This is a genomic window from Exiguobacterium algae (genome assembly GCF_018617875.1).
Taxonomy (GTDB): Bacteria; Bacillota; Bacilli; order Exiguobacteriales; family Exiguobacteriaceae; genus Exiguobacterium; species Exiguobacterium algae.
This window is the reverse complement of record NZ_JACSKZ010000001.1, coordinates 26,211-50,244: the sequence shown is the minus strand read 5'-3', so window position 1 is coordinate 50,244 and position 24,034 is coordinate 26,211. Positions and strand designations below refer to the sequence as shown.

The following is a 24,034-nucleotide window of genomic DNA, read 5'->3' as shown; positions in this document are numbered from 1 at the left end:
ATAGAAAATGTTATTTGATTGAGGTGTAAGGATGGGAATAAAAAAATCAAATATCCACTGCCGAGAATGGAGAGGTGAGCAAGCTTACTTCGCGAAGATTCAGTTTTCCTCCCGCTTCATCATGTTTTACCTAAAAGATGGGCAAGCGATTCTCTCAATAAACGGTATAGAGGTGACGTTACGACAAGGGATGGGACTTCTACTTGCGACCGATCAATGTTACCAGGTGCGTCGTTTGAGTGAGGAGGCATACATGATCGGGTTGGAGGTAGAGCCGAGCCATCTGTTTGCTCCTGAGTTGGCCGCTCATTACGTCGATCCATTTTTACGGTCGAATCGAAGTCACTGCCTGCTAACAACTTCCGACCGCGCACAACATTCGATCTTGAAGACGATTGAGAAGGCAATCCGATATGTCGGGTCGGACGGGCCGTTTTCCTGGATGGATGCGACGCTTCAACTTGCGGTCGTATGGAGATATTGGATCCAGCAACCCGTTTCATCTGAAAGAAAGCATCGTTCGAGCCATCTTCAGGTCCATGCGATGGTCACATATATCGAGGATCACTTATCAGAAAAAATCACGTTGACGCAGATATCCAAGGCAGCCAAGCTGAGTCGGAGTGAATGTTGCCGAATCTTTGCCCGCTATTCAGAAACGTCACCGCTCGCATATGTACAAGGATGCAAGATGGACCGTGCCGCCAATGAACTGCGACAGACTGACACCTCTGTCGCAACAATCGCGAAACGATACGGGTTCAACAGCGCCAGTCACTTCGTCCAGTCGTTCAAGAAACATCACGGGCGGACCCCGCTTGCCTATCGAAAACTTGAATCTACATAAAAAAAGAGTCGACCACGTGTCGGCTCTTCTTTGATTTATCGGGCAGTCCAACCACCGTCTGCCTTCAGGACGTCACCGTTCACGAAGCTCGAGTCATCGGAGGCGAGAAACAAGGCGACAGTGGCAATTTGTTCCGCCTCACCCATCGGAGCCTCCCCTGCCCCTTGGATGGCTTTCATCCCAAGCTCACTTGGGGCGGTGATGGTGGCACCGATATTTGTGTTGACACCACCTGGTGCGATGGCATTTGCCCGAATGTTTCCGAGTGTCCCGTACGTGGCGGCAATGTTTTTGGTGAGTCCGATGAGCGCGTGTTTCGAAGCGACGTATGCGGCCCCGCCGCGGGTCCCGAACAGTCCGCCGACCGAGGCGTTGTTCACGATGACCCCGCCGGTCTCTTGTTTTTCCATCACATGGATCGCGGCACGGGCGAGTTTCATCGGTCCGGTCAAATTGACCCCGAGGACCCGGTCCCATACCTCGTCGGTGACCTCCCCGACGGTCAAGAAGTTATCCATGATTCCCGCGTTGTTCACGAGGATATCGAGTGAGCCGAACGTTTTCGTTGCCATCTCGACCATGCGATCGATATCGTCTTGTTTCATGACGTCCCCGGTCACGCCGACGACATCCCCGCCCGTTTCTTTGATCTCGGATACGACCGCCTCGACCGAATCCCCGTTCAAGTCGACCGCGACGACCCTGGCGCCTTCCTTGGCGAACAAGTTGGCGATGGCCCGTCCCATTCCCGATCCTGCCCCAGTGACGATTGCCGTTTTACCTGATAATTTCACCATTCATTCCTCCCCATTACCATGAGTGTGTGCAACATGTTCAGCGAGTGATAGGTGTTCGTCCCAACACATATCACTTCTTTATACCCGAATTCACGCACGAATGATGAGGTCAATCAGTTGGGGAAGCCATGTGTTCCTTCGTTTGTATCGGGTGGAGTGTGTATAAGGAGATGCACCCGAGAGCGAGCAGGGCGAAACCGATCCATCTCCCGATGTCCGTTTGCCAATATGGAAAGAGAGCGGCGGCTGTATTGGCGATCGCGTGCAAATAAATCATCAAGACGAGATTTCCGCGTGTCTTCATATATAGCCAGGTGTAGTAGAAGGCAAGGAGCGTGTTTTGCAATAGGAACTGCCAAATCGGAATGTTCGATTGGACCGTGCCGCTCATAAAGAACAAGGGGATATGCCAGAAACTCCAAACCACGCCGAGCAGGAGGGTGGCTCTCAGAGGAGATGTCTGTTGTAACAGTCTCGGCAATGCGAACCCTCTCCAGCCGAATTCTTCCCCGAGCGCCCCGCCGATGAAGAGGATTTGCAGGAACACGAGCGGTGCCATCTGCCAAGATAGCGGACGGATCGGTTCGAAGTTCGGCAAGAAGAGGAGCATCAGCCCGTAACTGAGTCCGGCCGTCGCAAAAAAGAAGACGGGGATGGCGAGCAACCATCGTTTTGCGAAGTTCAGGCTTAGTCGTGTTCTCAATTCTTCTTTGAACGATGCGCCACCGCGAAATCTTCTCTCGAGCGATAGTCCGACGATGCTCGGTGTGAAGCTGGCCATCAGCGAAACAATCAGGAGGACGCTCGGTACGTCTCGGCCGTTCGAGTCAAAGACAGCCGGCGTCCAGAGAGTCCACGTGACGATCATCGTGATGACAAAATATAACGTCAGTTCTCGCTTCGTCCTTGGTTTAGACATCTCATGGTCCTCCTCAGTTCATAATGGATTGGATTGTAAAACGGGATGGTCGATTCGAATTCCGTTCTTGAGTGACCACGATGCGATCGACTGGATCAGTTCGGGATGGAGCGGTTGACCGATCTCGTTCCGGTATTGCTTTTTCACGTCTAAGATGCTCGTTCGTCCGGTAAAAGACTTCAGCATATGGTCCATGTCGGAAATGACTTCCGTCTCAATCCATTCAGAATTCAAGTCGTCCACCTTTTCAAGATTCCGGTAGTCCGTCTGGACATCTTTCTGCCCGGTCACGGCGAGTATCGGGATCGTGACAGCCTTCATTTTCATCAGCAGATCTTCATCCGAGTAAGTCAAATGTTGTCGCAGCCACTTCGCCGGGAATTTCACGAGTTGTATGCGAATCGTGTCCTGATCGGTCGCCGTGACCCGCTCGAACAATTTCTGTTGCTTTTGGACGACTGCCTTCTCAGTTAATACACGGGACAACAACTTGCCTTTGAGCCCCTTCGTTTCCTGTACTTCTTTCAACAAGAACTGCGCCTGTTCCTCCATACTTGTTTTTAAAGACGCACCGGCACCGGATAATAAGATCAATCCGGCAACCGACTCTTGCTCCGCTGCTAACGTGGCCAAAATCGCCCCTTCACTATGTCCGACGAGAATCACCCGGTTTGCGTCCACCCCGTCCTGCGTTTTTAAAAACGTGATGACGTGCTTGAGGTCCTCCACTAATTCAGTGACACCGGCCGTCGTACGATTCCCTCCGGTCTTTCCGACGCCGCGCTTATCGTAACGGAGGGTGATGAATCCGAGCTCCGTCAATTCCTCTGCCAAATCGCGATACAGGTTCATCTTGAAGCCGACCCCGCTCCCATCTCGATTCATACTGCCTGTCCCGCCGATAATCACGGCTGCCGGATACAGTTCTTGAGCCGCCTCCGGTTTCGTGAGGGTGGCCCCGATCGTCACTTGCCCTTGGATGAGTACTTCTTGATTGTTTGTCATCTTATGACTCCTTTTCGTTTACCGGCATGAATGCGTAAGAATACTTTCGAAGCGTTCTGCCTTCGTTTGTTTCCTGATGCATCGACTCCTGAATCAACGCATGCATGTTTTGAATGAACTGATTGCTCTCTTCATCCGTCAGATAGAGCGGGATACTGCGAAAACCGACTTTGTCCGCCTGTAGATCGATCGTGTCCCGTTTCAGATAGGATCCGAAATCCATGAGAAGTGACATCGCGAACGTATAACAGATCATGTACAGTTGCTCGCGGTCCCCTTCGTCGACGATTTTGTTGACGGCGGCAAGCGGGTTGTTTTGGATTGCATACACCTTTTCGTACACGCCTCGCACCTTGTTCTCGGAAACGACTTTCAAGATCTCGTCTTGGACCATCTTGTTGACATGACGATAGAGGCTTGCTTGCGGAACGTCCGGTAGTTCATTGGCGATCTGCGCTGTTGTCGCATCCGGATTCATCAAGACGAACTGAAAGATTTTCATCCGGACTGGATTGAGCAGGCTCTTTAACACTTCTTGGTTCATCATCACCCCTCCTTTGTTATCACTATTGATAATGTTATCGTTATTGATAATATTATCTGTTCGTTGATCCGAAGTCAAGGAATCACGAACAAAAAAACACCACGATGCCGAAGTGTGGACATCAGTGGTGTGTGAATACAGTCATCGGACGTGATTCGAACTCTCCGTCAAAATACTGCGGATCATGTGGCGTGAGTCGTAATCCCCATTCGAGATGCGGACTAGCGGGGAAGGTTCCGGGAACAAGCGACGGTTGATTTCGTCGACCGAATCCCCTTTTCGTACGGCATCCTGAACCTGGTCTGTCAAGTGTTCCAAATAATCCAGTTTTTTTGTCAGCTCGACTCGCCCGTCTTTCAAATACCCGGCATGTTGACAGTAGACTTCCTCGAAATCAAGGGCGAGTACACGCCGCAGGGAGCGGATCTGCTCTGGGACAGACTCCTCAGGAATCATCACCTTCGGATAAGGATAGACGAACAAATCGCCTGAGAACAATCTGCCGTGCTGTTGATCGTACAAGACGACATGATGCGGTTCATGACCCGGTGTATGGATCACCTGATACGTGTGATGCTCTGACTGGACGGTATCCTGTTCATAACCGATGGGACGGAACGTTTCCGGTGAACCCGAGAACAAGGCGCGATATTTGGGGATATCGAGACCTTGACTACATAGATCGATGGCCGATTCGCGTATGTAGATGGGCATGCCGTATTGCTGTTCTAGCCAGGCGGCGGTCCCGATATGGTCTTCATGCGGGTGCGTGATACTGACCAGATCGATCGGGACGGATTGATAAAACGTTTTTAGCTCGTCAAGCATCGTCCGCGTGCCCGTGTCGATGAGCATGCCGTCGATGTAATAGACATACATGTTCATACTGAACGGTCCCCGTTTCACATGTGCCTGAACCGCCGTTACTTCCCCGTGTGTAGCAAGCTTCATTTCATTTCCCCCTCCACTGACCTATCTGATTTCAGTATATAGGAAAACAGCGAAGAACCTAATGGAAAGTTTAGGTCTTCGCTGTATCATTCAATCTTTAGAGGTCTTCCCCGTTCGTTGCGATGACCCGCTTGTACCAGTTGAACGAGTCTTTCTTCATCCGTTCCATTGAACCGTTCCCTTCATTGTCACGGTCGACGTAGATCATTCCGTATCGTTTCTTCATCTCTCCTGTCGTGAACGAGACGATGTCGATGATGCCCCAAGGTGTGTACCCAATCAAGTCGACCCCGTCATAGAGGACGGCCTGCTTCAATTGTTCGATATGCGCCTTCAAATAATCGATTCGGGCTGCGTCATGAATCTTCCCGTCGACAATCTCATCGACGGCACCAAATCCATTCTCCACAATGAAGAGTGGAATTTGGTACCGGTCATAGAGTCGGTTGAGCACATAGCGGAGACCGACCGGATCAATCGCCCAGCCCCAGTCACTCGATTGGATATACGGATTCTCAACACCGTTCGGTAAACCACCGTTCACGATATCTCCGCTGTTGTCCGCAATGACGTCACTTTTCACGGTCGTCGACATATAATAGCTGAAGCCGAGGTAATCGACCTTTCCGTTCTGTAAGATTTCTTCGTCCCCTTCAAGGATTGGGATGTTGTACCCTTCCCGCTCGAACTCGTTCAAGGCGTAACTCGGATAGAACCCACGTACTTGAACGTCCGGGAAGAAATAGCGTTGACGCATCATCTCTTCTGCGAGCATAACATCGTCCGGGTTTGACGAGTACGGATAAATCGGAACGTGAGAGACCATGGCGCCGATCTCAAAATTCGGATTGATCGCTTTCCCTTTGGCGACGGCGAGGGCGCTCGCAATCAGTTCGTGATGTCCGGTCTGATACATGACTTCACGCGCGTTCTCCCTTTCCTCTAGAAGGACACCGGAATTCGTCCAGAGGAAGAGCGGATTGTTGACGTCCATCTTGTTGTTGATCTCGTTGAATGTCATCCAATACTTGACCTTGTCTTTGTAACGGTCGAAACAGACCTCTGCAAAACGGACGAAATGCTCGACGACCTCCCGATTTCGGAAGCCACCGTATTCACGGGCAAGGTGGAGCGGCATCTCGAAATGAGAAAGCGTGATGATCGGTTCGATGTCGTATTTGAGCAGTTCGTCGAATAGATCGTCATAAAATTGGAGACCCGCCTCGTTCGGTTCTGCATCATCGCCGTTTGGGAAGATGCGACTCCAACCGATCGAGGTGCGGAGGCACTTCAATCCCATCTCGGCAAAGAGCGCCACGTCTTCTTTATAACGATGGTAAAAATCGATTGCCTCGTGGTTCGGATAGAACGTGTCCGGTTCAATCTCGTCTGTGATGCGTCGAGGCACCCCGTGTGCACCGGCAGTCATCACATCGACGACGCTCGGTCCTTTCCCGTCAGCATTCCAACCACCTTCGAATTGATGGGCGGCAAGGGCGCCGCCCCATAAAAAGTCTTTCGGTAAAGTCTTCACTCTCTGTTCCTCCTTTTCGAATCATACACGTCAAGTATAATTGTACCGGTACAATTATACAAGGTCGGTATATTTAGATCCTTGTTCACATCGTGTCATGCTATAATGGTACCAGTGAATATAAAGCGAGGAATGGCCATGTTAAAATACCAGCAAATTGCAGACGAGATCGAACAGTACATCAATCAACACGATTTGAAACAAGGGGATAAGTTACCCGTGCTCGAGCAACTGATGCGACAATATGCGGTCAGTAAAAGCACGATCACCAAAGCGCTAGAACTGCTCGAACGAAAAGGCGTCATCTTTCAACTTCGGGGAAGCGGGATTTTTGTGCGCCGACATAACCGGCCAGGATATATGAGTTTATTCTCCACGCAAGGATTCAAAAGGAATCTCGGCGACCGCGTCCTGACCTCGGACGTACTCGACCTCTCCATCATGAAGCCGGATGAAACGGTGTCTCAAAACCTTGGGATTTCAACAGAAGCCGATGTCTATCACATCGAACGGATCCGTTACGTCGACGGCGAATTGTTCTGCGTGGAAGAATCTTTTTATGTGAAAGAAATCGTCCCATACCTGAATCGGGAAATCGTGACAGACTCCATCTTCGATTACATTCAAAGCGCGCTCGGCATCACGATCGGGTTTTCCGACATGTATATGCAGGTCGGGCGATTGCAGGAGAAAGAAGCGAGGTTGCTTCAGTTGAACATAGGTGACCCGACTTTACGGATCGAATCCATCTTTCACTTATCCAATGGGACACCCTTTGACTATTCCCGTATCACGTATCACTATGAACATTCCCAGTTCGTCATCCAGGCGAACGGACCCTATCTATAAAAAAATCCCTCATGCTGTGGCATGAGGGATTTTCATAATATATGTTGGAATCATCGAGTCTGATTCCTATGTTCAAATCGTTTTTCGTCTCCGGTACACCAAATACCCGAATGGCAACATCGCAAGAAATGCGAAGCCAAAGTAGCGAGTTGTGTTCGACTCAGAATTCGTCTCTTCCGAACTAGTCGATCCACCCATCATTCCCTCTTCAACCGTTCCTGTCGGATTCGCTCTCTCTTCGATCAAGAAGGACTGGTAGTCTTCGACTGAGATGGCGTCTCCTCCGATTACTTCTTTCGATTTGGACGTCAGGGCCGTTAACGTGTCCCCGTCAAAGTCGAACCAGGCAGACTCTTTCGCGTCTGAGATCAACTTCCCTTTTACATCCATCAGCGCTGCCGGTGTCTCTTCATCTGAACCAAACGTTGAGAACGCATATGTATCCGCTGATTGTTCGTACGTGCCGATGACGTTCACGGGTTCACCATCTTGTAAGACGGTAGCGACAAATTCTTTCGTCGGGACGAATGTACAGGTTTCTCCGGTATTATAACAAGCAGACGACGGGATATACGTTTCTTGAAGCGGCCCGAATGCAATCGCTTCACTGTCCGTCATGTGATAACCTGTCGGGTCATCGCCATGGATATGATCTAAGACGATGTCTTTAAAGTATTTCTTTGCAAACCGTTCTGCGGAAGTCTCCGTCATGTCTGCAGATGCTGGGGCGGTTAGACAGAACGTGAGTCCGAGTGCTCCAATTGTGCCAAATAATGCTCGTTTCATCATTTTTCCTCCTCATTCTTGATGACTTTTTCAGTCTGTCAAAAAGTCACGTTTAGAAAAATCTTTAATGACGCATTTTTAGATTGGTGGTTGCCGATCGGGTCATGGATCAAAATCGAATCATGTCACTTCTTTTCGCATAAAATTGACGGGTTCACGTGAACGACTCATAAATTGTGAAAAGGTGTTGATTCAGTATATATTATCCACAACGGCAACGCATTTTCTAGATTAAGGCAATTATATCATATAATACTTTTACAGAATTGAATTTTCTACATATTCTGTCCTGTGCATGCTGTAGAACGGGTCCGTGTATACACGCTACGCCTTTCTACCTAGCTTGGCTACTGACTCCATCGAAAGGTTCATTTTACAAAACAAGAACAAACGTTCTCTATTTTAACGCATTTTTTCCTTCGAATCTGCTATAATGAAAGGGCAGGTTAACGCAGCAATAGTGGGGTCAGCCGCCAAGTCCACGATGGAGGAAGGCGGTGGTGCGGATGGAACAACTATGGACCTGGGTCGGGGATTATGTCATGATCCCGATCCTCGCTCCGATCATCGTTCACTTGGTTATCCACCAATCATCCGATCGTGCAACGTCTGAACGCACAAAAAAATGACCCCCTCGGCGCAATGAGATGGGTCACTTTCTGATTCACTAACCATTGTGGCGGCTGAGACCACTCTTAAAGTGGTAGCCTGTAAGCCAGAGGTCGGTGTGTCCAGCACCGGTCTCTTTCTATTTGCATCATACCATACTTTATCCTTGATTTCAGTAGTAGAAACCTTATTTGAACAAGAATTCATATGGCTCAACCGTGGTTTTCTTCCCCCTCATGTTTTATGGGTTGTTCGGTATATCGAGAGAACCACTCGAGCATAGCATCGGCATCCTCTCTCGGGATGTCCGCGATGGATTCGGTCGACAACAGTCCGCCGCGAGTCGAGAACTGAACATCACACAAGTTGAAGCGACGCTGCAAAGGCGTTTGTGTCACCTGAATCTGTTCGATCCGTGGTTTGTCGGTCAAGAATGAACGGACATTGAACGCCCCGCTTCTTAACTGGATGTAGTCTCCGGTGCGTGCGTATTTGGTCGTGACGTAACTTAAAAAACGGCCGCCGATGATGATGCCCCATAAGAAGAGGAGCCACCAGCCGTATTCGCGATAGAAAAAGAGGACGACCCCGGTGACCGCGATTCCTATCCAGCTCATCCGAAACAGTTTGATCCAAAGGGATCGTCTCGGTAACCGTTGGAGCGTCTCGGACCATTGGAACTGATCAAAATGTTCCCGGAGCACCTGTAACGCGTTTTCGCGTTTTACAAAAGGCAAGATTGTAGAGGATTCATTTTTCACTTCTTCCATCGTACCCGCTGCGACAAGTTCTACCCCGACGATATGGAACCAACGACGGATGAACGTCTCTTTGATTCGGATGGCCTGAATCTTGTCATACGGGATTTCCTTCGCTGAACGATTCAACAGTCCTTTTTCCACCCGGATTCGTTCCCCTCTCCGTTCAAGTCGGAAATTCCCGTACTTCAACAAATTAATCGCCATCCCGATGACGACTGAAAAGATCAAGATACTGATGACGAGAATCCCGATCCCGATGATTGAGGCATGGAGGACATAGTCTTCGACCTGATTGAATGCTCCGTCCAAATTGATGAAATCATCGATCGATGTGATGATTGTAGACGCCACTGGAAAGATGGCAAACACCGAAAGAGATGTGATAGAGGCGATGATGATCTCACTGATCGACAACGAATACAAGAGACGACTCTCCGGTTTTTGAGTCGGGATCGCCTGTGTACCATCCTCTTCTGACGTTTCGGTCCGATCACGACGTACACGTGACTGCTCGAGCAGGTTCTCTAAGCGTTTCGCCTCATTTGGGAACACACCTGCCAATTTGAACGATGCATCGTCACTGTTCGCATTCGTGTCAAAAGTTAACTCGACGACTCCGAGCAGTCGATAAAAGAACGGACTATTGGAATGGACACTTTGTATCTTATAGAGCGGAAGTGACTTCTCCCGTTTGATCCAGTTCCCTTCTGTCACGTACATCGTTTTCTCATCGAGGGCATATCTGAAGTTGCGCCATCCGAAAAATTTTTGAAGCAGGTCGATCCCCAGAAAGACGATGACCCCGATTCGGATCAGGATCCCGAACGTAGATTGCCAGTCATTGTTCAAAACGAACAGAATCACAAAAGGGATGGCGACAGATTTCAACGTGTCAATGACTCGTAATAAGTAGACGCGTTTCGGGAGTCGGCTCCATGAGAGCGTCGCCTCGGTCATACGACTTCCTCCTCTTCGATCCGGGCATACATCGCGATTTGCTCGCGTAGTGACTGGGCGAATGTTGCTTCGATCGCATAGATGTCATGCGAACCTGCGGCTGTGCCAATCGTAATGGTCTGGAGACCAAATTTTCGTAGCAATGGTCCCTGCTTCGCATGAACGTACTGTACTTTCGTCATTGGAATCAAAACATCATGTGTTATCAGGACTCCGTAATGCAGGCGAACCTCCAGCGGTTGGACGACATACGAGAAGCGTTCCTGCTTCCATTTTTGTAACCAGATGAAATCGACGAGACTGTAAACCAGGACCAAAGCAAGCAATCCAAAAAAGATCGATTGTAGCCAAACCGGCCACTCAAACACGATCGAAGTGGTGACGAGGGCGATTGTCGCAATCACCCCCAATAGATAGAAGATGCTATTTGTGATCCGGAAAACAGATCGGGCCTGGGTTGGAAGCGTGCCACTGATGACCTGCGAAGTCTGTTGGTCCGGTGTTGTTTCTGATTCAGACATATTGAACCCCTCTTTCAGTTAAAGATAATGTAGCTTTACTAATGTTACGGTATGTATCGAAAAAAGATTCAGTCAGCGGACACATCGAGTCGATAAATCGAATCGTCATGCTCCATTTCTACAAATTGAAATCCCAATTTTTTCAGTAACTGCTGCGATGCCATGTTGTCACGGTGTGCCCCGGCTAGTATCTCGTTGGCTCCGAGTTTTTTTAATGAACGGATCAATTCGGACACGACTTCCCGGACATACCCTTGCCGCGAATAAGTTGGTGAAATCGCAAAACCGATCCAGTAAGACGTCCCGACTTGTAATACATACAGATCTCCAATCAGCTTATCCGATGCTCGATGAATGATTGCCAGTTGTCCACCATTTGTTAGATCAAATTCATCGAGTAACGTTGAGATGTACGACTCGTAAGACAACCCTTTGAACCCTTGATAGCGCATCCAGTCTAGATCGTTTCGGTATGTCATGAACGCTTCGATGTCACGAAGTTGAAACGGTCTCACCTGACAACGTTCTGTTAAAAATTCCATCTCCTCATCCTTTGCCTGTAAATATTGAACTCTCCTTCTACTTTACTAGAAGAACAACAAAAAAACCGCCAAAAAGGCGGCTTCAATCTTCAAAGAACCAACGTTTTCTCGGTTCGACCTTTAAATTGTCCCCGTGTTTCTTCATCTCGGTGACCAGGTAGCGCTCGAGTTCATTCATCGCCTTGACCCAATCCGTCATCGTGGCGACGAGCGGTACGACGGTTAGAATGAGTTCTTCCTCTTCTGCACGCATCTTCTCGATCATCAGTTTAGCGAAATCAAAATTCTCATGGATGAGATCCTCTTCTCGATCGATGATATGTTCGTTTTCTAATTCGTATGCGGAGAAGAGTCGCTCATGTCGTCGCAACAAGTGACGAATATGGCGATACAACTCATCCCGTAATTCCGTCGGCAGTTGTTCGATTGTATGAAAATCATGGTCGAGTTTTTCAATGACATGAAGCGCTGCCCGGTTTGTCTCGATCATTTTTGATTTCAATACGGCTCTCCTGTAGATGGGTGCCTTTTTCTTTTCGAGCCAACGATTCGCTTTGATCTCTTCTTCGAAATACGCGTAGGTCTGTTTCGATTCATTATGCATTTTTTTCGTATCAGCCAACGACTCGAATGAGGAGCGACCGCCATCCGTCTCAGCGAACAAACGCGCAATGCGAACGACCATCTGGAACACATCCGTCACCTGCTGCTCCAACTTTCTTTCATATCGAGGCGGTAACAACAAGGCGTTGACGAGCAAAGCCACCGTGACCCCCATCATGATCAAAAGATACCGCTCCCCGGCGAACCGCCAAATCGGCATATCCGATTGACTGGCACCTTCCATGATCAGGATTGTCGTCAAGATGACAGTCCGTGTCGTCGATTCTAAATTTAAAAAGAGAAGGATGGAGATGGCGATGATGATGACAAAACCGATCGCAATCGGCGTCGGATTCGGTGTCAATAACAAGGAACCGACAGCAAGGAGTGCCCCAATCAAGTTCCCTTTCATCTCTTCGATCAAGCGAAGTCCGGTCTGATAGACAGACGGTAGTAACGCCAGCGAGGCGGCGAGTGCGGGCACGACGATTTGTTGGAATTGAAATGCTTCTGCGATTAAAAGTACGATTGCGACCGATAGCCCGGTCTTGATAGTTCTAGCCCCAAATTTCATGCGGTGTCGACACGTCCGTGTCTTCCTCCTTTACACCTGACCTATTCATTTTTTGCCAACATCTTCACTCATGAAACGTCTCACTGACTTTTCAAGCGGAAATAAGCCATTTGTAGCAGTTTTGTGAACGCTTACGTGGTATGATGGCGTTGGATATTTTCTTTCATCTTGATGGGGAGGGGTTTACTTGTCAACCATAGCTTTATTCGGAGGAAGTGGCCGTACGGGGAAACGCATCCTCCAATTGCTGCTCGAAAAAGGGCACGATGTCCGGCTTTTATCGAGACATCCGATCAACGAACTTGAAAACATGGTCGAAATCATTGGGGATGCGACCAATCCGGAAATGGTGCATGAGACCGTGCAAACTGCCGACGTCGTCATTTCCGCTCTAGGAACGGACAGAGATCGCGTACTCTCACGTTTCACACCGCTCGTCATAGATGCGATGAAACAGCACAAGGTCAAACGCATCATCACCGTCGGGACTGCTGGAATTCTAAAGGCACAGGATAGCAATCACTACCGGTTCCAAACGAAAGAATCGAAGCGGTCGATGACGACTGCTGCCGAAGACCATGCGCGGGCATATGAATTACTAGAAGATTCAGGCTTAGCCTTCACGATTGTGTGTCCGACCCAGTTGATCGAGGAACCGTCGACAGGTAACCTGATCATCACGCAGGATGTGCTCGGGACAATGCGCTCGGGACCGGTCTCAAGAGATGACGTGGCAAACCTCGTGATTTCCTGTTGGGAAAATCATGAATACATCGGTCATCGTGTCGGAATCACGACGGAATCATAAGTAGGGGATGGGGATTATGTACGAACAGAGAGAAAAATTGGCGCGACTCGCGCACTGGTTTGAGCAAGAACAGATGATGGATGCGGCACGTTTAGCGCGTACTGCATTACGTAAGGTGTCTCGAGACGAAATCTGGATCGCGGTATGTGGACACTTCTCAGCCGGAAAATCGACGTTGTTGAATGATTGGCTCGGTGATGGATTTCTCCCGACCAGCCCGATCCCAACGAGTGCGAACATTGTCACGTTACGCGGTGGAGAAGCTGCTGCATCGGTTGCCATCAATGAAACGGACTGGATTCAACTCGATGAGTCAAATTTGCTCCAAATTAGTGATTATTGCAAGGTAGAAGAAATCAAAGAAGTCGAATATACGATTGAGTCCTTCCCTTTCAGTGACCGTGTAGTCCTGATGGACACCCCAGGGATTGACTCGACGGATGAACGACACCGTCAGGCGACAGAACAGTCGCTATTTTTGGCGGACCATCTTTTCTTCATGATGGACTACAACCATGTCCAATCCGAACAAAATATCGCACTCATGAAACAGTTCAGTCGTGAAGAACGTCCCTACTCGATCATCATCAATCAGATCGATAAACATGATGAGACGGAACTATCTTTCTCTTCTTTTAAGCAATCCTTGGAGAAGACGTTTGCTCACCATGAAATCGAGCCTGACGAAACGTTCTACATCTCACTGCGTGAGCACGACCATCCGGAAAATGAAGTGGAACGTCTGCGAGAATATGTGAACCACGTCATCAACATCTCGGAAAACCAAAAAACTGAGCGTGCCGAGAGATTGATCGACACGTTGCTCGTCCGGAATAAACAAGCAATCGATGAGACACTCGCGCAACTGCCTACTTTCGAGAAGAATCCGAAAGAGATGCAGTCCCGCCTCCTCCGTTTGGAGAGAAAACGTGAATGGTGGACTAGTTTTCGCCGGGAGTTCTTTAAACATCAGACCCCAATCGTCGAAAGTGCCCCCATCATGAATTATGAGTTCCGGGAGCTCCTCCGGGATTATTTAGAAAGTTGCTCCCCTTCTTTTAAAGTCGGTCTGTTCTTCTCCAAAGAGAAAACGAAACAGGAACGGATGCAACGTGAAGACATCGTCCATAAAGAATTGAACCGGCTGATCGATATGAACCTACGACCTCATCTGATCAAGTATGCAGAAGACATCGTCCGTGACCTGAAACTCCCGGAGACGCTCTTGCCAAACGGCGATGTGCTCCCGTTTGCCCCTGTCTCATTGATCAAGGACCAGGTAAAAACAGGTGCTTCCCTTAGTGGGGATACCGTTCTTCAGTTCAGTCGTGATATCGAATCGGCCCTCTCGATGTGGGTGACGAAAGTGTCAGAACCTTGGGTGATTCAAGTCGAGGAGTTCTTGGCAACAGAATTGTCAGCACGATTGAAAGAATTTTCTTCTGAGGAAAATGACCTGTATGAAGCGCTCGATACGCTTGCGTTGCGTCAACGATTGAATGAGCGTTTGAAATCTATTCAACACGTCGATCAAATTCAATTGTCGGATGAAGACAAGCTACGACTTGAGCAACGGCACTATGTAGCAACACAGTTGCTGCCTCAAAAACCAGAGGATGAATCGGAAAGAGAGCTTGCCTCGACTTCCCTTTTGAGTGATACTATCGACTCTTCTTTATTTAATTTTTCTTATGAGTATGCGGTATGTGAAATATTTAAAGACCATCCCTTATTCCGTAACCGTGTCGCCTCATTAAGAAAGAAAATCCAGCGGGCCGAGCATGAACGGTACACACTCGCCGTATTCGGTGCGTTCTCGGCCGGAAAATCATCGACGCTCAACGCGTTGTTCGGTGAGACCGTTCTTCCGACTTCCCCGAACCCGCTCACTGCGTCGATCACAAAAATCGTGCCACCGGACGGTCGAGAGCATAAGACGGCACGTATCACCTTCAAATCGGAAGAAGAGCTCGAACAGGAGTTACAAGGATACGGCGCGACCCTTCATTCGCTGCAAGTCGATCATCCATTTGTGAACGCGGTCAGACACGCCCCCCTCTCCTTCCTCGGGAAGACGGAGATGGTCGACTATGAGACGTTTTGTGCATACGTGTCAGAAGAAGTGAACAGCTGTATCGTCAAAGAAGTGGAACTTTACCTCGATTCCCCATGGGCAGAGCGAGGAATCGTCTTCGTCGACACGCCAGGTGCCGATTCACAGTTCAACCGCCACAGTGAAGTTCAATTCGGCTATATGCGCGATGCCGATGCCGTCTTGTTCGTCACTTACTACAACCACGCCTTCACCGAGGCGGACCGGGAACTCGTCATTCAACTCGGACGGGTTCAAGGTACAGGGGACCATGAGATGTTCTTCCTCGTCAACGCCTCTGATTTGGCAAAAGATGACGAGGAACGCTTGAATGTCACGGACTACGTATCCAGTCAGCTGACAAAACTCGGCGTCCGAAAACCGACGGTGTTGCCGATTTCCAGTCGAAATGCGATGAGAGGACAGGATGCGGGATTCGATCGATTCGTGTCCACGCTCGAACGTTTTATCGATCATGATTTACGGCAGACGAACGCCTTACGAATCAAAGAAGAGACGGCGAACCTCCTCGAGTCGTTCGACCAGGTGTTGCGCGAGGCTGAAGAAGACGCCGAGCATAAACAAATCCGTCGAGACCGACTCGTCAAACTGCTCGACGCCCCACCCCGCCTCCCTGTCGTCTCAATGGTCGACGTGTTCGAACGGGAAGCCAAAGAGCTGCTCGCACATCTCGAGACACGCTCTCTACTTCGCCTTTCGGATTTCGTCAAAGAAACGTTCCATCCGGTCGAGGTAGACGGGTCGAAAAAGAGCCTGGAGCGTGCTCTCGGGCGAACGCTTGATAAATATGCCTATGATATCCAACAAGAGCTTCAGGTGTTCCAGTACCGTCTGGAACGGTTCTTGAAACGGGAGCTAGAAGAAATGATCAAGCGCGTCTCGCTCGGATTGCACCCGGTCGTCCCGACACTCGAATTTGAAACGGAGCTTGACCTCGAATGGTTACGTGGAGCGGTAGAACCGGTTCAGTTTGAGACGACACCGTTCAAGCCGGTCTTGAAGCAGTTTAAAAACGGTAGCCAATTCTTCGAAGGAGACGGTCGGACGAAATTAAAAGATGAGTTGACGGCACTCCTTCGCACAACAATTCGAGATCGTCTCGAACGAATCGCCAGTCGACAGGTTGAACGAGCGAATGAAGAACTCACACACTCCGATGCCTTGATCAATCAACAATGGATGGACCAGCTTCAGGAAGTAGCCGAGGCGGAACTATCCCTTTTCACCGATGATCATGCGTTCGATGAGATCCGTACACAATTAGAGGCAATCCAAAACGCTTCATTGTGATGGCTAGTCGTTATCCGATCTATGGCAAAGGACCACAAGACATGTCTTGTGGTCCTTTTTCCGTTAGGAGCAGCCACAACATGACTGCGCCTCCCCACTATAAGTATATCCTGAACTTAAAATTCATAACAGACTGTAATTCAAATCCGACACGGGATATACTCGTCCTATCAAAGGAACAAAGGAGCGAGAAAGATGCCAGAACAGTCGAATACACTTGATCGTGCCCCGTTCTTTCATGGGACGAAAGCCGATCTGACAATCGGAGACCTGCTCGAGCCTCTACGTCAGTCGAACTATCAGGAGAAGTTGTCGAACTATGTCTATTTCACTGCTACATTGGATGCGGCAAAATGGGGAGCCGAACTGGCCAAGTCGGGCGCACGAGAACGAATATACATCGTCGAGCCGACCGGATCATTCGAGAATGACCCGAATCTGACCGATCGGCGTTATCCCGGGAACCCGACGCGCTCATACCGCACAAAAGATCCGCTACGAATCATAGCCGAGCTCGGTATATGGGAGCGCCATACGGACGAACTGATTGAGCAGATGAAGGAGTCGATTGAAACATTGCGACAATCCGGAAAAGACGTGATCGATGACTGACTACCTGTTTCAATCATTTTATTTATTTTAATTATGGTAATTGAAATAATATCATTTTCCGTACATGAACTACGTAACCATCACTTCAACATTTGCACACCATTTGGGCATCTACTTTGTGAAACAGGCACACGGTATTCGTAAACAGTTAAGAGACCGAGGTATGCCTCGGTCTCTCACTTTATAGAATCGCTTCAGCCAAAAGTCGGTCAAACTTTCTGACGTCGACTTTTTTGTTCAGATTAATTTTGATCGTCCCCGCTCGCGTGAAGAGCTGCACCTCAGAGTTCAGGTCAAACATCCTCCCCGCATTTTCGGTCGAGTACATATTGATTGCCCCGTAAGGCAACGAATAGATTTCAATTTTCTTACCTGTCATGCCTTGCGCGTCCCGTACGATGAGGCGTTTATTCGTGAAGACCGCCACATCCCGCACCGTCTTGTATGCCGCAACGGCTTCCTCCCCGTCAATGAATGAATCGGTAATTTCTTCTGGCACCTCACATTCAGAATAAAACGTCCACGACAAATCACTTAATGGATTGCTCATCTTCATTCCTCCCTGATTTGGAATATGAACCTACTTCCTACATTCCACGAAATTCGTTTCATTCAACCTCGAATGGGAACATTATGACTAGAATACATGCTACGTCGAGGAGGAAGAAGAATGATCGCCCAGCTGATCATGATATTACTTGCCATCGGATATTACATCTATCTGATTGATTCCAAACGAAATTATTTTCCTGTACCAGTCATTCTTGTTCTGATCGGGATTGCCTTATCTTATGTACCGTTTTTTGATTCCATATTCATCACAAAAGACATGATTTTCGAGGTGTTCTTACCTGCGTTACTCTTCACCTCAGCTTACCAGTTCCCGTTCAAAGACCTGAAAGACAACATCGGGATCATCGCCATCCTCAGTACGATTGGACTCATTTTGACGGCACTGCTCATGGGGTACGGGACGTACCTGATCAGCGAGTGGTTTATTCCGCTCACACTGGTCGCCTCGTTTCTCCTGGCGTCGATCCTGATTCCGACAGACCCCGTGTCGGTCACGGCCATTCTAAAACGCAGTTCCGGTGAGAAACGGATCGCCGATGTCGTCGAAGGTGAATCGATGGTCAATGATGGAACGAGTGTCGTTATTTTCACCATCTTCCTGACGATGTTTTCGACAGGTGAATCGTTTTCACTCGTTTGGTTTTTAGAAGAGTTTCTCATCGTCTCCCTCGGGGGAATCGGGATCGGTGTGGCGTTCGGCTTTCTATTGAAGACGTTGCTCGTTGTCAGCTTTAAAAAACATGAATTGGTCATGCTGACCATCGTCGTCGCCTACGGCGGTTTTTATGTAGCGGACGCTCTCGAGGTATCCGGTGTACTGGCCACGGTCACGTCGGGAATGATGCTGTCACATGAGCTCGGAAAAACGAAAGAAAATGATTCGGTTAAAAAGCATTTGGACGGTTTTTGGGACATCGTCATCCCAATGCTGTTAGCCCTACTGTTTTTACTGATCGGCGTGGAAGCGACACAATATCTTTCGCCCTCTCTTTGGGGTTTTGCCGTTATCCTGTTTTTCCTGTCGATTCTAACACGTTTTCTTGTCGTCGGCGGGCTCGTCTATACCGTCCCGGCATGGCGAAGAGAGTTTCAAAACGATTTGACCGCTACTTCCCTACTCACCTGGTCTGGAATTAAAGGAACGATGTCCATCGCACTCGTCCTCTGGCTCGAGGCAGAAAAAATCGATGGCTCCGGAGAAATGATCTCCCTCGCATTCGCGGTCATCTTACTTTCTCTCATTTTACAAAGTATCGGTGTCTATCCTTTGACGAATTTTTTGAATCGAAAATAGACTATGTCAAATCCGTGCTTCAAAAGAAGGACGGATTTTTTATGGATTGACACGCTACAATTTAAGTGTAAAATTACACTTAAGGGAACATATGACATCACAGGTCGAAATATAAGGGAACGATGACACTGTAGGAGGGCTGAAATGGAAAGTCGGAAGATTCCAATGATTTTTACGATCATCCCGCTCACAATCGCGCTAGCGGGTTTGGCATTATGTTGCACGCCGACTGCAGTTCGAATTGGCGCATTGTGGCAATTGTTCGTTTTTGCTGTAATTGCGATGGCCGTCTATAGTTTCACGTATCAAATTTATGTCACAAAACGATTTACATATCGCCGCTACGTCTTATTTTTTATAACCTGTAACATCACTCTCTATTCATGCTTCCTACTCATTTCATGGTTTTTGCTCATGCTGAGTACGGTCGACTGGACGTAATCACTTTCAAAAAAGAGGAGGAAGAAGATGAACAAATCTGCATTCATTCAACTCGTCTCGAAAAAAATCAAACTGGTCCGTACGGAGTATCATTATTCGCAAGATGAGATGGCCGAAGCGATTGGCGTGTCGAAAAAAACGTTGATCCAAATTGAAAAAGAACGGATTGAAGCGAACTGGAGCACGGTCGTCACCGTCTGTGCCTTATTTAACGAGAGCGAAATTTTAGTCAATGCGATCGGAGATGACCCGATTGCGTTTGTAAAGCTCATTGCAATGGAATCGTCATTCGAACCGCAGTCAAGAACGCTTGGTGGGAAGGTGTGGTGGAAGAAAGTTCGACAGGAAGGGCAGTTCGTCTTGCAGCAAAACTTAATCAGCGGTCATTACCGTATTTTAGATTCAGAGCATAGACGCTGGTATAGTTCGTTTGACTTTGAAGACGCCGTTCAAGCGTTGAAAAGAATGAATGAGGAGACGGGACGTGTTACAGAGTGAGGAAAGTGAGAGCCCTTCCCTATACGTTTATTTTTTTAGCGTTGAGTCTTGTCATCATCGGACTAAATCGGATCGGTCAAGATGATAAAAATATTTTGTTGATCTATCTGAATCCGATCTTAAATCATATTGTCTATGAAGAACCTTATCGTCAGTTGATTTGGAACGACGGACCAACGTTGTATATGTATCTCGCCCATTTGCTCACATTCTTGTTATTCGGGGGAATCATTGATTTGATCAGACATTTATTTCTTTCCAAGGGGAACTAGGCAATCCCCTGTTTTTTCTTTTCACTGCGTGGGTTGAGTGATCTTTGAACCACCTCGGTTGTAATACATTCCGAACATGACTTTGAGTAGAATGACATTCATGAAATAACGGGTGAATTTCACACCTTTAAGGAATTGAAAAAAATCATCGTGCCTTCTTCAAGTTTTGATCGTATTTTGGGGATTTGTTGCACTGTGTCTCGGCCTGGCGCTGGCGAATTTAGGGTTTAACTTAAACTGGACAATCGTTTTTTCCTCATTCCGCCAACCCTCATCGCGTTTGGTCCACTGCACGGGCTGACGGGATTTATCGGTCCACAGCTTGGTATGAACGCTTTCTGTGCCTGGGTTAGGTTTAGCTTTTGCGGGTTTTGGATTGGAAAGAAGCTTCGGGATATCCGACACTCCAGAAAGCCACGAATACGAATCAGTAGTCGCTTCCATCGATAAAAAAATGGTCTGTCTGACTGAACAGGCCATACATCTCATTCGTCACGTTTTTGAACAGTCATACGCCCCTCCTCGTCCATATTCAAGACAATCCGCCCTTCGACTTCAAGTTGAATCGGGCTTGGAATCGCTTTTTTCGGAGAGAACAACCAGAGACGACCTGATGGCACTAATAAGAGATACGTGTCATCGTTCGGAGCACCGAGGAAGTTGAGCTGATCAGGGTCGACGTCTTTTCCGTCACTCCGCTGAATGGGTATGGCGGATAGTTTACGGGCAACAGCTAACGGGTCGTCCGTCGTCACACTCATTTCCGCGATCCCAAGCAGGTCACCCATTGAAAATCCATCTGATTGACTCATCGGATTGACAGCATGTCGCGCAATCAACTCGACAACATTTTCGTCTGCATCATAGAAATAAAGAGACGTGGCGTCCATCCCTTTAAAATAGATTTCATCTGCCCCACCTTCCGTTAAAAGAGGAACACGTGATTGGATCCAGTGCTTTGCCTCATTAAAACGATTTGCCGGGATATTGATGGCAAAATGATATTGTCGCTTCTGATTCGTTGACGCCTGTTGAAAACAGAGGATGTCCTCACCTAAAGCGACTTGAAATCGCGTCGCGTGATCACTGATGACGGTAAATCCAAGACGCTCTCGATAAAACTGCTTCATTGCATCAAGTTGATTCGTGAATAGTGTCGCTTTAGCAATCCTCATCAAAATCCCTCCGCAGTTCTCATAACTCTACATGATGACTTTTCAGTTTTCTACCCTGATTGACTTTGTGATACACCCAATTGATTGTTCCTTTCCTCACTCAATTGATCAATAAAGCGGAAAACATCAGGTGATGTCATCCGCTTTTGTCTTTCTTATCATGTTCAATCGACCCCTTCATGTGAACAAGGGTAAACGGACCAGCGAGTGAAGACGAAGCTGCCTCAGTTTGAGAAATCGAGACTTCTGTGACCGCGTCTTCTTGTCGTCTTAGTCGAAACGCCCGTTCGACCCGGCTCGTCAAAAGATTCACCAGGAAAACGAGTGCCGCAAGAGCAATCGCCGGAACAAGAAATAGATGATTATTCATCCAAGTGGTAGATGAAAACTGTTTGAAGTAGTAACCGAACATAGAAGACCACTCAAACAGTGCCGGCATGATTCCTTCAAATATGATGACCGTTCCTCCGAAAAATATGCCGAACAGAGACAAATGAATGAGAAGCATAAGCGTTTGCACAAACTGCTGCATGAACACGATCACTAATGTCGGGATCAGATGCGGCATCATATGTAACCTCACGCGATGCAATACGCTCCCGCCCAATGTCTCGGCGACAATCATGAATTCTTGCTTTAGCAATTGACGGACCTCCGTGATAAGATACAGCGTGACCGCGGGTAAACCTAATAAGACAAGGATGAGGATCTCAATCGTAACCGGCTTGAATAAAGGCGGGATCATAGTCGAATCGGCATAAATAAAAGAAGGATAGAGCAGCATCAAAGCAACCAATGAAATCGGGAGAATCAAAAAACCTTCTAAAACCATCTTGAAGTAATGGTTCAACCTGTCACTTCGGAATGCGAGCGGGATCCCGACCACTAACCCAATCAGCATTCGCCCGAAGGCGACAACCGCACAAATGCCTACCGTCCATTTAAACCCTTCAATCATCATTTGAAACAAATCATTCCCTGCGCGATCGGTGCCGAGCCACTGATCGAGAGAAGGCTTCAAGGGAGATACAGCAATCAACTTCCCTTCGTCAGAATAGCGGATCATAATTTGAGCGACTTCTCCATCTCGAAATATCGTATTACCGATACTCAATAACAGTAAACTGGTGAAGATAACAAACCCGATCAGAAAAATAGGGTCACGAATCAGAACACGTCGCATCAAACTCCTCCTTTCCAAGCATTCGGAATCAACCATTCAATCACTAAGTCCAACAGAAAGATCGGAATATAAATAATGAACAAAATGACGAGCAAAATCTCCATTTGCGGGTTGATTACGGCGAAACGGAACAAACCCTGTACGTTATACAAATATTCGACGATCAGGAGACTCGATAAGATCGTGATCATGTTCGAACGGAAGAAAAGATAAAAACGGTAAACCAAATTCGGCAGCAAATGCTTCCAAAAGATACTGGTCGGCCGAACCCCCTTCGCTCGGGCAAGTTCTAAAAACGGTGTCGTCTCCTGTTCGAGAACATGGAAGGTCAACCATTTGATAAAGAAAAAGAGAATTGTCATGGTCAATGTCAAGATTGGCAACAATCGAATGTACTCAGCAAATCCGCCGGCAATCTCAATCCTTGCAAACCGATTCGTTCGATTTAACGTGAGGGCGAGAAACTGTAGAAAGACAAGCCAAAACAAATCGGGCACCATTTCGAGCGTCTGACAGATTGTCTGTAAGACGTTTCGAACGAGTTTCCCACTTCGATAAAAGAAATAGGCATAAAACAAGGCGATCAACGTCGAAACGATAAGTGCCGTCGCAAAAATAATCAAGGTTTCCCGGATGAACGGCGCTAAATCCGGAAGTAGCGGTAACACTTGTTGAGAAGTCCTGTTATAATACGTAATTTCATCCAATTGACTGAGCTGGTGGAATTGTTGTAGAAGCGCATCCCAATAGTTCATCGGTACAAATTTCAATTCTACGATGAGTGACGGTAAGGCACTAATCGCGAGGAGTATAAAGAGCGTAACGATAAACTGAACGGATTTTCTCGCAAAAAAGATCATTCTTTCCCCTCCTTCATTAAGGACAGTTTGCAATGCAATCACTGTTAAAACGTGACTACATGAACCGTTTAATCAAAAAAAGTTGATTTATAATGCATTATATAAGTACACGATGT

General features: G+C 47.9%; 25 protein-coding genes. 10 read left to right on the top strand and 15 right to left on the bottom strand.

Annotated elements, in window-relative coordinates:
* Window positions 1-31: 31 nt before the first annotated feature.
* Complete coding sequence (locus KNP03_RS00245) at window positions 32-847, top strand: helix-turn-helix transcriptional regulator (RefSeq protein WP_214823717.1); 816 nt, start codon at window positions 32-34, stop codon at window positions 845-847.
* Window positions 848-882: 35 nt separating this feature from the next.
* On the opposite strand, the gene KNP03_RS00240 is transcribed toward KNP03_RS00245, so the two are convergent.
* The 6 genes from KNP03_RS00240 to bglA form a co-directional block, all read right to left on the bottom strand.
* Window positions 883-1,641 (bottom strand): glucose 1-dehydrogenase, encoded by a 759-nt coding sequence (locus KNP03_RS00240; RefSeq protein WP_214826128.1) that lies wholly within the window; start codon window positions 1,639-1,641, stop codon window positions 883-885.
* A gap of 112 nt (window positions 1,642-1,753) precedes the next feature.
* Window positions 1,754-2,563: a CPBP family intramembrane glutamic endopeptidase gene (locus KNP03_RS00235; protein ID WP_214823716.1), complete on the bottom strand. Its 810-nt coding sequence runs from the start codon at window positions 2,561-2,563 to the stop codon at window positions 1,754-1,756.
* A gap of 18 nt (window positions 2,564-2,581) precedes the next feature.
* Window positions 2,582-3,568, bottom strand: a complete 987-nt coding sequence (locus KNP03_RS00230) for an alpha/beta hydrolase (protein ID WP_214823715.1) — start codon at window positions 3,566-3,568, stop codon at window positions 2,582-2,584.
* A 1-nt stretch (window position 3,569) separates the two neighbouring features.
* Window positions 3,570-4,112: a helix-turn-helix domain-containing protein gene (locus KNP03_RS00225; RefSeq protein WP_214823714.1), complete on the bottom strand. Its 543-nt coding sequence runs from the start codon at window positions 4,110-4,112 to the stop codon at window positions 3,570-3,572.
* A 141-nt stretch (window positions 4,113-4,253) separates the two neighbouring features.
* Window positions 4,254-5,063 (bottom strand): MBL fold metallo-hydrolase, encoded by an 810-nt coding sequence (locus tag KNP03_RS00220; protein ID WP_214823712.1) that lies wholly within the window; start codon window positions 5,061-5,063, stop codon window positions 4,254-4,256.
* A 97-nt stretch (window positions 5,064-5,160) separates the two neighbouring features.
* Window positions 5,161-6,597, bottom strand: coding sequence for a 6-phospho-beta-glucosidase BglA (gene bglA / locus KNP03_RS00215; RefSeq protein WP_214823705.1), 1,437 nt, complete (start codon window positions 6,595-6,597; stop codon window positions 5,161-5,163).
* Between the two features lie 138 nt (window positions 6,598-6,735).
* On the opposite strand from bglA, the gene KNP03_RS00210 reads away from it, so the two are divergent.
* Window positions 6,736-7,446 (top strand): GntR family transcriptional regulator, encoded by a 711-nt coding sequence (locus tag KNP03_RS00210; RefSeq protein ID WP_214823703.1) that lies wholly within the window; start codon window positions 6,736-6,738, stop codon window positions 7,444-7,446.
* A 72-nt stretch (window positions 7,447-7,518) separates the two neighbouring features.
* Here KNP03_RS00210 and KNP03_RS00205 read toward each other — a convergent pair whose 3' ends face one another.
* Complete coding sequence (locus tag KNP03_RS00205) at window positions 7,519-8,232, bottom strand: hypothetical protein (RefSeq protein ID WP_214823701.1); 714 nt, start codon at window positions 8,230-8,232, stop codon at window positions 7,519-7,521.
* A gap of 506 nt (window positions 8,233-8,738) precedes the next feature.
* Here KNP03_RS00205 and KNP03_RS13535 point away from each other — a divergent pair.
* Entirely contained in the window at window positions 8,739-8,861 is a 123-nt protein-coding gene (locus KNP03_RS13535; RefSeq protein ID WP_276313786.1) for a hypothetical protein, read from the top strand.
* A gap of 192 nt (window positions 8,862-9,053) precedes the next feature.
* Here KNP03_RS13535 and KNP03_RS00200 read toward each other — a convergent pair whose 3' ends face one another.
* The 4 genes from KNP03_RS00200 to KNP03_RS00185 all read right to left on the bottom strand — a co-directional run bounded on the left by KNP03_RS00200 (window position 9,054) and on the right by KNP03_RS00185 (window position 12,799).
* The gene (locus tag KNP03_RS00200; RefSeq protein ID WP_214823699.1) at window positions 9,054-10,559 is read right to left on the bottom strand and encodes a PH domain-containing protein; all 1,506 of its coding nucleotides are present in this window, start codon (window positions 10,557-10,559) and stop codon (window positions 9,054-9,056) included.
* A complete protein-coding gene (locus KNP03_RS00195) occupies window positions 10,556-11,080 on the bottom strand; it encodes a PH domain-containing protein (protein ID WP_214823698.1) in 525 nt (174 codons plus the stop codon). The genes KNP03_RS00200 and KNP03_RS00195 overlap by 4 nt, the downstream gene beginning before the upstream one ends.
* Before the next feature lie 68 nt (window positions 11,081-11,148).
* A complete protein-coding gene (locus KNP03_RS00190; protein WP_214823697.1) occupies window positions 11,149-11,622 on the bottom strand; it encodes a GNAT family N-acetyltransferase in 474 nt (157 codons plus the stop codon).
* Window positions 11,623-11,704: 82 nt separating this feature from the next.
* The gene (locus KNP03_RS00185) at window positions 11,705-12,799 is read right to left on the bottom strand and encodes an FUSC family protein (RefSeq protein WP_214823696.1); all 1,095 of its coding nucleotides are present in this window, start codon (window positions 12,797-12,799) and stop codon (window positions 11,705-11,707) included.
* Between the two features lie 187 nt (window positions 12,800-12,986).
* Here KNP03_RS00185 and KNP03_RS00180 point away from each other — a divergent pair, with 187 nt between their 5' ends.
* The 3 genes from KNP03_RS00180 to arr all read left to right on the top strand — a co-directional run bounded on the left by KNP03_RS00180 (window position 12,987) and on the right by arr (window position 17,622).
* Window positions 12,987-13,607, top strand: coding sequence for an NAD(P)-dependent oxidoreductase (locus KNP03_RS00180; RefSeq protein WP_214823695.1), 621 nt, complete (start codon window positions 12,987-12,989; stop codon window positions 13,605-13,607).
* A 16-nt stretch (window positions 13,608-13,623) separates the two neighbouring features.
* Entirely contained in the window at window positions 13,624-17,010 is a 3,387-nt protein-coding gene (locus tag KNP03_RS00175; protein WP_214823694.1) for a dynamin family protein, read from the top strand.
* Between the two features lie 195 nt (window positions 17,011-17,205).
* Complete coding sequence (gene arr, locus KNP03_RS00170) at window positions 17,206-17,622, top strand: NAD(+)--rifampin ADP-ribosyltransferase (protein WP_214823693.1); 417 nt, start codon at window positions 17,206-17,208, stop codon at window positions 17,620-17,622.
* 181 nt (window positions 17,623-17,803) lie between these two features.
* Here arr and KNP03_RS00165 read toward each other — a convergent pair whose 3' ends face one another.
* The gene (locus tag KNP03_RS00165) at window positions 17,804-18,172 is read right to left on the bottom strand and encodes a PH domain-containing protein (RefSeq protein WP_214823691.1); all 369 of its coding nucleotides are present in this window, start codon (window positions 18,170-18,172) and stop codon (window positions 17,804-17,806) included.
* Between the two features lie 120 nt (window positions 18,173-18,292).
* On the opposite strand from KNP03_RS00165, the gene KNP03_RS00160 reads away from it, so the two are divergent.
* From KNP03_RS00160 to KNP03_RS00145, 4 genes are all read left to right on the top strand, one after another.
* Window positions 18,293-19,489: a cation:proton antiporter gene (locus tag KNP03_RS00160; RefSeq protein ID WP_214823690.1), complete on the top strand. Its 1,197-nt coding sequence runs from the start codon at window positions 18,293-18,295 to the stop codon at window positions 19,487-19,489.
* A 144-nt stretch (window positions 19,490-19,633) separates the two neighbouring features.
* Window positions 19,634-19,930, top strand: a complete 297-nt coding sequence (locus KNP03_RS00155) for a hypothetical protein (protein WP_214823689.1) — start codon at window positions 19,634-19,636, stop codon at window positions 19,928-19,930.
* Window positions 19,931-19,957: 27 nt separating this feature from the next.
* Window positions 19,958-20,428: a helix-turn-helix transcriptional regulator gene (locus KNP03_RS00150; RefSeq protein WP_214823688.1), complete on the top strand. Its 471-nt coding sequence runs from the start codon at window positions 19,958-19,960 to the stop codon at window positions 20,426-20,428.
* Complete coding sequence (locus KNP03_RS00145; RefSeq protein WP_214823687.1) at window positions 20,425-20,700, top strand: hypothetical protein; 276 nt, start codon at window positions 20,425-20,427, stop codon at window positions 20,698-20,700. The genes KNP03_RS00150 and KNP03_RS00145 overlap by 4 nt, the downstream gene beginning before the upstream one ends.
* Before the next feature lie 485 nt (window positions 20,701-21,185).
* Here the strand turns inward: KNP03_RS00145 and KNP03_RS00140 are convergent, their stop codons facing one another.
* The 3 genes from KNP03_RS00140 to KNP03_RS00130 all read right to left on the bottom strand — a co-directional run bounded on the left by KNP03_RS00140 (window position 21,186) and on the right by KNP03_RS00130 (window position 23,918).
* The gene (locus tag KNP03_RS00140; protein WP_214823686.1) at window positions 21,186-21,875 is read right to left on the bottom strand and encodes a VOC family protein; all 690 of its coding nucleotides are present in this window, start codon (window positions 21,873-21,875) and stop codon (window positions 21,186-21,188) included.
* Window positions 21,876-22,011: 136 nt separating this feature from the next.
* Window positions 22,012-23,058, bottom strand: a complete 1,047-nt coding sequence (locus tag KNP03_RS00135; RefSeq protein ID WP_214823685.1) for an ABC transporter permease — start codon at window positions 23,056-23,058, stop codon at window positions 22,012-22,014.
* The gene (locus KNP03_RS00130; protein WP_214823684.1) at window positions 23,058-23,918 is read right to left on the bottom strand and encodes an ABC transporter permease subunit; all 861 of its coding nucleotides are present in this window, start codon (window positions 23,916-23,918) and stop codon (window positions 23,058-23,060) included. Before KNP03_RS00130 ends, KNP03_RS00135 begins: the two co-directional genes overlap by 1 nt.
* Between the last annotated feature and the right edge of the window lie 116 nt (window positions 23,919-24,034).

What these genes read in the sequence shown, in the direction of transcription:
- KNP03_RS00245 (WP_214823717.1), top strand. Translation starts at nt 32, where the DNA reads ATGGGAATAAAAAAATCAAATATCCACTGCCGAGAATGGAGAGGTGAG.
- KNP03_RS00235 (WP_214823716.1), bottom strand. Translation starts at nt 2,563, where the DNA reads ATGTCTAAACCAAGGACGAAGCGAGAACTGACGTTATATTTTGTCATC.
- KNP03_RS00230 (WP_214823715.1), bottom strand. Translation starts at nt 3,568, where the DNA reads ATGACAAACAATCAAGAAGTACTCATCCAAGGGCAAGTGACGATCGGG.
- KNP03_RS00225 (WP_214823714.1), bottom strand. Translation starts at nt 4,112, where the DNA reads ATGAACCAAGAAGTGTTAAAGAGCCTGCTCAATCCAGTCCGGATGAAA.
- KNP03_RS00220 (WP_214823712.1), bottom strand. Translation starts at nt 5,063, where the DNA reads ATGAAGCTTGCTACACACGGGGAAGTAACGGCGGTTCAGGCACATGTG.
- KNP03_RS00210 (WP_214823703.1), top strand. Translation starts at nt 6,736, where the DNA reads ATGTTAAAATACCAGCAAATTGCAGACGAGATCGAACAGTACATCAAT.
- KNP03_RS00205 (WP_214823701.1), bottom strand. Translation starts at nt 8,232, where the DNA reads ATGAAACGAGCATTATTTGGCACAATTGGAGCACTCGGACTCACGTTC.
- KNP03_RS13535 (WP_276313786.1), top strand. Translation starts at nt 8,739, where the DNA reads ATGGAACAACTATGGACCTGGGTCGGGGATTATGTCATGATCCCGATC.
- KNP03_RS00200 (WP_214823699.1), bottom strand. Translation starts at nt 10,559, where the DNA reads ATGACCGAGGCGACGCTCTCATGGAGCCGACTCCCGAAACGCGTCTAC.
- KNP03_RS00195 (WP_214823698.1), bottom strand. Translation starts at nt 11,080, where the DNA reads ATGTCTGAATCAGAAACAACACCGGACCAACAGACTTCGCAGGTCATC.
- KNP03_RS00190 (WP_214823697.1), bottom strand. Translation starts at nt 11,622, where the DNA reads ATGGAATTTTTAACAGAACGTTGTCAGGTGAGACCGTTTCAACTTCGT.
- KNP03_RS00185 (WP_214823696.1), bottom strand. Translation starts at nt 12,799, where the DNA reads ATGAAATTTGGGGCTAGAACTATCAAGACCGGGCTATCGGTCGCAATC.
- KNP03_RS00175 (WP_214823694.1), top strand. Translation starts at nt 13,624, where the DNA reads ATGTACGAACAGAGAGAAAAATTGGCGCGACTCGCGCACTGGTTTGAG.
- arr (WP_214823693.1), top strand. Translation starts at nt 17,206, where the DNA reads ATGCCAGAACAGTCGAATACACTTGATCGTGCCCCGTTCTTTCATGGG.
- KNP03_RS00165 (WP_214823691.1), bottom strand. Translation starts at nt 18,172, where the DNA reads ATGAGCAATCCATTAAGTGATTTGTCGTGGACGTTTTATTCTGAATGT.
- KNP03_RS00160 (WP_214823690.1), top strand. Translation starts at nt 18,293, where the DNA reads ATGATCGCCCAGCTGATCATGATATTACTTGCCATCGGATATTACATC.
- KNP03_RS00155 (WP_214823689.1), top strand. Translation starts at nt 19,634, where the DNA reads ATGGAAAGTCGGAAGATTCCAATGATTTTTACGATCATCCCGCTCACA.
- KNP03_RS00150 (WP_214823688.1), top strand. Translation starts at nt 19,958, where the DNA reads ATGAACAAATCTGCATTCATTCAACTCGTCTCGAAAAAAATCAAACTG.
- KNP03_RS00140 (WP_214823686.1), bottom strand. Translation starts at nt 21,875, where the DNA reads ATGAGGATTGCTAAAGCGACACTATTCACGAATCAACTTGATGCAATG.
- KNP03_RS00135 (WP_214823685.1), bottom strand. Translation starts at nt 23,058, where the DNA reads ATGCGACGTGTTCTGATTCGTGACCCTATTTTTCTGATCGGGTTTGTT.
- KNP03_RS00130 (WP_214823684.1), bottom strand. Translation starts at nt 23,918, where the DNA reads ATGATCTTTTTTGCGAGAAAATCCGTTCAGTTTATCGTTACGCTCTTT.